This window comes from Oscillibacter sp. CU971 (genome assembly GCF_905219725.1).
Classification (GTDB): Bacteria; Bacillota; Clostridia; order Oscillospirales; family Oscillospiraceae; genus Oscillibacter.
In genome coordinates, this window is sequence record NZ_CAJMXG010000161.1 from 1 (window position 1) to 6,885 (window position 6,885).

At 63.0% G+C, this 6,885-nt stretch carries 5 protein-coding genes; 1 reads left to right on the top strand and 4 read right to left on the bottom strand.

What is annotated here, in order from left to right; all coding sequences use genetic code 11:
- On the top strand, nt 1-3,528 hold a 3,528-nt coding region (nifJ, locus tag JX325_RS11035; protein ID WP_204791179.1), incomplete at its 5' end, for a pyruvate:ferredoxin (flavodoxin) oxidoreductase.
- Nucleotides 3,529-3,656: 128 nt separating this feature from the next.
- On the opposite strand, the gene JX325_RS11040 is transcribed toward nifJ, so the two are convergent.
- The 4 genes from JX325_RS11040 to JX325_RS11055 all read right to left on the bottom strand — a co-directional run bounded on the left by JX325_RS11040 (nt 3,657) and on the right by JX325_RS11055 (nt 6,644).
- Nucleotides 3,657-3,980 carry a hypothetical protein gene (locus tag JX325_RS11040; protein WP_204791180.1) on the bottom strand — a complete coding sequence of 108 codons (324 nt, stop codon included), beginning with the start codon at nt 3,978-3,980 and terminating at the stop codon, nt 3,657-3,659.
- A gap of 15 nt (nt 3,981-3,995) precedes the next feature.
- Nucleotides 3,996-4,877, bottom strand: a complete 882-nt coding sequence (lsrF, locus tag JX325_RS11045; RefSeq protein ID WP_204791181.1) for a 3-hydroxy-5-phosphonooxypentane-2,4-dione thiolase — start codon at nt 4,875-4,877, stop codon at nt 3,996-3,998.
- Nucleotides 4,878-4,880: 3 nt separating this feature from the next.
- On the bottom strand, nt 4,881-5,879 hold the full coding sequence (locus tag JX325_RS11050) for a dihydroxyacetone kinase subunit DhaK (RefSeq protein ID WP_204791182.1): 999 nt from the start codon (nt 5,877-5,879) through the stop codon (nt 4,881-4,883).
- A gap of 156 nt (nt 5,880-6,035) precedes the next feature.
- Complete coding sequence (locus JX325_RS11055; RefSeq protein WP_204791183.1) at nt 6,036-6,644, bottom strand: DAK2 domain-containing protein; 609 nt, start codon at nt 6,642-6,644, stop codon at nt 6,036-6,038.
- Between the last annotated feature and the right edge of the window lie 241 nt (nt 6,645-6,885).

Genomic DNA, 6,885 nt, shown 5'->3' on the forward strand with positions numbered 1-6,885 from the left:
GTCATGGACGGCAATACCGCCGCCGCCCATGTGGCCTACGCCTTCACGGAGGTAGCGGCCATCTATCCCATCACGCCGTCGTCTCCCATGGCGGAGAAGGTGGACGAGTGGTCCGCCAAGGGGCGGAAGAACCTGTTCGGGTCCACGGTGGACGTGATCCAGATGCAGTCCGAGGCGGGGGCGGCTGGCACCTGCCACGGCGCGGCCCAGGCGGGCGCGCTGACCACCACGTTCACCTCCTCCCAGGGCCTGATGCTGATGATCCCCGCCATGTACGCCATGGGGGGCCAGTTCCTGCCCAACGTCATGCACATCGCCTCCCGGGTGGTGACTTCTAACCACCACTCCATCTTCGGCGACCACACGGACTTCATGACCTGCCGCACCACCGGCTACGCCATGCTCATGTCCGCCTCTCCCCAGGAGGCCATGGACCTGGGGGCGNTGGCGCATCTGTCCGCCATCCATTCCCGCTACGCCTTCATGCACTGCTTCGACGGCTTCCGCACCTCCCACGAGATGCAGCGCATCGAGGCCCTGGACTACGAGGACCTGCGGGGCCTGGTGGACTGGGAGGCCCTCCAGGCGTTCCGCCGCCAGTGCCTGAACCCGGAGCACCCCACCAACCGGGGCAACAATGTAAACCCGGACATCTACTTCCAGTGCAAGGAGGGCGTGAACGAAACCACCGCCGCCCTGCCGGATACCGTCCAGCATTACATGGATGAAATCAACAAGCTGACGGGCCGGAATTACCAGCTCTTCAACTACTACGGCGCGGAGGACGCGGAGGAAGTCATCGTGGTCATGTGCTCCGCTTCCGAGGCGGTGAAGGAGACGGTGGACTACCTCAACCAGCAGGGCCGGAAGGTGGGCCTGCTGCAAGTCCACCTGTACCGCCCCTTCTCCGTGAAGCACTTCGCCGCCGCTTTGCCCGCCACGGTGAAAAAGATCGCTGTGCTGGACCGCTCCAAGGAGCCCGGCAGCGTGGGCGAGCCGTTGTATCTGGACGTGGTGACCGCCCTGGCCCAGGCGGGCCGGGGGAACATCCAGGTGGTGGGGGGCCGCTACGGCCTTTCCTCCAAGGACACCACCCCGGGCCAGTTTATCGCCGTCTATGACAACCTCCGGCAGGACGCGCCGAAAAACAGCTTCACCATCGGCATCGTGGACGACGTGACCCACACCTCCCTGGATTACACAGAGGTGGAGCTGCCCCATCCGGGACAGGTGTCCTGCAAGCTCTGGGGCCTGGGGGGCGACGGCACCGTGGGAGCCAACAAAAACGCCATTTCCACCATCGGCCTCATCGCGGGCAAGTACGCCCAGGCCTATTTCTCCTACGACACCATGAAGTCCGGCGGCCTGACCCAGAGCCACCTGCGCTTTGGCGATGAGCCCATCCGGTCTACCTACCTGGTGAGCTCCGCGGACTTCGTGGCGGTCCACGCCCCCACGTACATCCAAAAATACGACACCACCGGGGACTTNAAGGAGGGCGGCATCTACCTCTTGAACTGCCCCTGGAGCGCCGGGGAGCTGGAAGAGCGCCTGCCCGGGAAGATGAAGCGGGATCTGGCGAAGAAGCACGCCCAATTCTACATCATCGACGCCGCCAAGCTGGCCGTCCAGGTGGGCCTGGGGGCCAACCGGACCAACAGCATCCTGCAATCGGCCTTCTTCGCCCTGACCAAGGTTATCCCCCTGGATATGGCCGTGGAGGNCATGAAGAAAAACAACTACAATTCCTATTTCAAAAAGGCCGGGCAGAAAATCGTGGACATGAACAACGCCGCCGTAGACGTGGGCGTCAGNGNGGCGGTGAAGGTGNAAATCCCCGAGAGNTGGGCCTCCGCCCCCGATGCGCCCGCCCCGGAAATTCAGGCCAGCGACTTCGTTAAGGAGATCGTGCTGCCCATGGACCGCCAGCAGGGCGACAAGCTGCCGGTGTCCGTGTTCAAGAAGCACGGCGTGCTCTCCGGCACCTGGGAGAACGGCACCTCCGCCTACTCCAAGCGGGGCGTTGCGATTACGGTGCCCAAGTGGAACGCCGAAAGCTGCATCCAGTGCAACCGCTGCGCCATGAGCTGCCCCCACGCCGCCATCCGCCCGGTGCNGCTGACCGAGGCTGAAAAAGCCGCGGTTCCCGCCGCCGTTGCCACAGCGCCCGCCAAGGGCCTGGGGAAGGACGCCCCGGCGTATTCCTTCCGCATGCAGGTCAGCCCCTATGACTGCCTGGGCTGCGGCGTGTGCCTGACGGCCTGCCCCGCCAACCAGAGCGAGAAGTCCGCCGACGCCCTGGTCATGACCCCCTTCGAGGAGATGAAGCCGGAGCAGGCGCTCTTCGACCAGGTGGCTATGAACGAGAAATACCTCAAGCCGGAAGTTATCAGCAGCAAGAGTGTGAAAAACATCCAGTTCGCAAAGCCCTACTTCCAGTTCTCCTCCGCCTGCGCGGGCTGCGCGGAGACGACATATATCAAGCTCCTCAGCCAGATGGTGGGCGAGCGGATGTACGCGGGCAACGCGGCGGGCTGCTCCTCCGCCATCAGCGGCGGCGCGCCCATCCTGCCCTACTGCCGGGACGAACAGGGGAGAGGCCCCGCCTGGGAGCACTCACTCTTTGAGGACAACGCCGAGTTTGCCTACGGCTTCTTCCACGCCCAGGACGCCATCCGCAAGGAGCTGCTGATCCGCCTGGAGGCCCTGAAGGAGGCGGGCGTGGCTGTGGAAGCCGTGAGCGCGTATCTCGAGGGCTGGGAGGATTCCCAGAAATCCCGGGTCCTCACCGACGCGCTGATTGCCGCTCTGGAGGCCGTTGAGCAGACGCCGGAGGTCCGGTATATCCTGGAGAACAAGGAGTNCCTGGCGAAGAAGTCCGTGTGGGCCATCGGCGGCGACGGCTGGGCCTATGACATCGGCTTCGGCGGCATCGACCATGTCTGTGCCCAGAACCGGAACGTGAATCTGCTGGTGCTGGACACCGAGGTCTATTCCAACACCGGCGGCCAGTCCTCCAAGGCGACCCCCACCTCGGCGGTGGCGAAGTTCGCCGCGGGCGGCAAGCAGATTGCCAAGAAGGATCTGGGGGCCATCCTGATGAACTACGGCTATGTGTACGTGGCCCAGGTGGCCATGGGCGCGGACCAGGCCCAGACCCTCAAGGCCCTGCGGGAGGCGGAGGAGTACGACGGCCCGTCCATCGTCATCTGCTACTGCCCCTGCCTGGAGCAGCATATCAAGAGGGGCATGGGCTGCTCTCAGGACGAGATGAAGAAGGCCGTGGAGTGCGGCTATTGGCAGCTCTACCGCTACGATCCCCGCCGGAAGGCGGAGGGCAAGAACCCCTTCCAGCTGGATTCCGCGGAGCCGGACACTTCGATGCTGCTGCCCTTCCTGATGGGCGAGAACCGCTTCGCCTCCTTGAAGAACAACTTCCCCGGCAAGGCCGACGCCCTCTATGAGAAGGCTGTGGAGGACGTCAAGGCCCGCTGCGCTCGGTACAAGAGGTTGGCGGAAGGGGGCTGAACCCCTGCCATCTAAGGATTAAAAAAAGCCCGGCCCGGAGGATGTCCTCCGGGCTGGGCTTTTTCAGGCAGGGGAGAGGCTTACAGCCGGGCCACGCCGGATTTCCGGGCGGCGGCGTGAAGAGGCTCTTAAGCCTCCTGATAAAGCTCCAGAATCGCCCCGTCCTTCCAGACGAAGGCCAGCCGGTCCCCCTTGTCGTTGGCGGCCATGGGGCCGCAGATCACGCGGTCGGCGTCGGCCACGTATTTCTCCAGATCGTCCACCTTATAGGCCACATGGGGATGGCGGTGGATGTCCTCGGGGAAGGGGGTGCCCTCCTCAAATTTCAGGTACTCGATTTTGTAGTCATAGTCGTCCACATTGCTGACCCAAAATTTTGCCCCCTCGTTATAGGTCATGTTGGGCTTGCGGTTGGTGACGGGAATTCCGATGTGCATATATTCGGCAGACATGGCGTTTCCTCCTGATTATTGATGTTTGACCGCTTGGTAGACCTCATAGGCCTGTTTGGGGGTATATCCCTCGTGAACCACCTTGCCGATGGCCTGGGCCATGCCCGCCGGGGAGTCGGACTGGAAGATGTTCCGGCCCATATCCACCCCGTGAGCCCCCTGCTGAATGGCCTTGTACGCCATTTCCAGGGCATCCAATTCCGGCAGCTTCTTGCCCCCGGCGATGACGATGGGCACGGGGCAGGCGGCGGCCACCCGCTCAAAGCCCTCGCAGTAGTAGCTCTTGACGATGTTGGCCCCGTTCTCCGCCAGCACCCTTGTGGCCAGGAGGAAGAACTTCTCCGTCCGCTCCATCTCCTTGCCCACGGCCACCACGCCCAGGGTGGGCACGCCGTACCGGGCCCCGGCGTCGGCGGTCCGGCAGAGAAGCTCCAGGGACCGGCTCTCACCGGGAGCGCCGATGAAGGTCTGCACCGCCACGCAGTCCGCGTTCATCCGCAGGGCGTTTTCCATGTCGCTGGCGAAGCCGCCGCCGTCCGACATGTCGTCATAGAGCACCGTGGAGTCATAGGTCACCCGGAGGCAGCGCCCCACCTGGGCGGCGGGGGAGATGCAGGAGCGGAAGACGCCCCGGGTGCCCATCAGTACGTTTACATAGGGAATCAGCGGCGGGATAGCCAGGTCGATCCGCTCCAGCCCGGCGGTGGGCCCCATGATATAGCCGTGGTCGAAGGCCAGCATGACGGTGTTCCCGGACCTGGGGTCGAACATCCGGGCCAGCCGGGCTTTCATGCCCCAATCGCAGTGGGCCGCGCCCTTTACATAGAAGCCCTCCTGGGCAGCGGGGACGTCCAGGTGATAGTCGTGGGCGGCCTTGTTTCCGATGTTGTCCGCCATGCCTTACTCCTTGCTGTAGGCGGGCGTGTGGCAGGGGGCGCTCCAGAGGCGGATAAACTCGTCGTCCCACTTGGCGATGTTCATCTGGAAGCCCGCAGCCTCCTGCACGGTGAGGATTTCGCCCACCATGCTGGCCACGACCTCCACACCCATGGCTTTCAGGAACTCCACGGTATCCTTAAACAGCACCAGCAGCTCCATCATGGTGGTGGCTCCGCAGCCGTTGATCATGACGAAGGCCCGGTCACCGGATTTCAGATCCAAATTCTTGCACAGGGCCTGGGCCACGGTGGACACGGTTTCCTTGGAGCTCATCATGGGCACCCGGACGCCGCCGCCCTCGCCGTGCTGGCCCGCGCCGACTTCCATCAGGTCCGTCTCCCCCAGGTCGCCGAAGGACATGCCGTTTTGAGGATGGGTGGCNTCGGTGGATTTCACGGTGACGGAGGCCATGCTGTCCGAGTAGCGCTGGGCGATGTCCGCCACTTCGTCTAAGGTTTTGCCCTCCCGGGCGGCGGCGGCGCCAATGTGGTACAGGGCCACAGCTCCGGCCAGGCCCCGCTTGTTGTCCTCGCCGTTGGGGTCATACTGGATCTCCTCCCCGGTGNCCACNTGACGGACATTCAGTCCCGCCTTCTTTGCCAGCTTCATGGCCTGCTTGCCCGCCAGCTGGTCCCCGGCGTAGTTCAGTGTCAGCAGCAGCACGCCGTGGCCCTTGTCCGCCAGCTTCATGGCGTCAAACACCAGCTGGCCGTTGGGGGCGGCAAAGATGTCGCCCACGGCCTGGATGTCCAGCATGCCCTTTCCCACAAAGCCGGCCTGGGCGGGCTCATGGCCGGAGCCGCCGTAGGTGACGATGGTGACCCGGTCCGCGTTCGCCAGGTCCTTGCTGATGACCAGATGGCCGTCCACGTCCAGAATATCGGGGTAGGCCAGGCCCAGACCCACAAGCTCCTCGTCGGTGATGGTCTCCGGGGCGTTGATAAATTTCTTCATTTTCATGTATGTACCTCCTAAAAGTTATTATTTCCGACCATAAAGCTCGAAAATAATAAATTTGATTCAAGCCGTTTTGCGCACCGCTGTAAACAGCGGCAACCGCAAAACATGGCACACATTACTTCCGCCCTTTCAGTTCGGAAGTAATATTTTTTGTACTTAAGGCTGGGCCAGGCCCTGGAAGAAATAGGCCATGGACATGGCTCCCGCATCCGGGGTGCCGAGGGTCTTCTCGCCGTAGCTCTTGGCCCGGCCGAATTTGGACACGAAGCCCCGGGTAGCCTCGGCCCCCTCCATAGCGGCCTTGGCGGCGGCGGCAAACAGCTCGTTTTCATCGTCCCCCCCATAGGCGGCGACGGCCCGGCTGGCGGGAATCAGAGCGTCCATCATGGTTTTGTCGCCTACATTGGCCCCGGACATGTCGCTTAGCTCCTCCAGGGCGTGGGCGAAGACGGCCTGAAGTCCCGCCACATCGATCTCGTCCCCCTCCGGGGCGGCCTCCTGCATCCCGTCCAGCCAGGTGTTCCAAAGCGGCACNGCGNNGCCGNCGTTGAGGGTCATCACCGCCGTGGCCGCACCGTCCAGCATGGCCTGAATGCCGTTCTCCGGCCGCTCTGCCGCAGCGGAGATCGCCCCGGCGATTTTGGCCATCGTCAATCCGTGGTCCGCGTCGCCGAAGCGGGAGTCAATTTCCGTCAGTTCCGGTTCCGCCGCCGCCACAGACGTGCAGGCGTGTTTCAGCCGCGCGGCAAACGCATCCTTTGTCATGGGTAAGCGCCTCCTCTGCAAAATTAGTTACATTTGTTAAAAATGATAGCACATGATGTAACATAAGTCAACGCATGGCGCGGATTTCCCCGTAATGGACAGAGAGGCGGCAGGAAAACTATGGAAACTGCACAAAAACGGCTTCCCGGGCAAAGTCCGGGAAGCCGTCAGCCTGTCGAAAAGAGGCCTGTCTGTCTTCATTACCAGACAGGCCACAAAGTTAATGAGGGATAAAATGTAG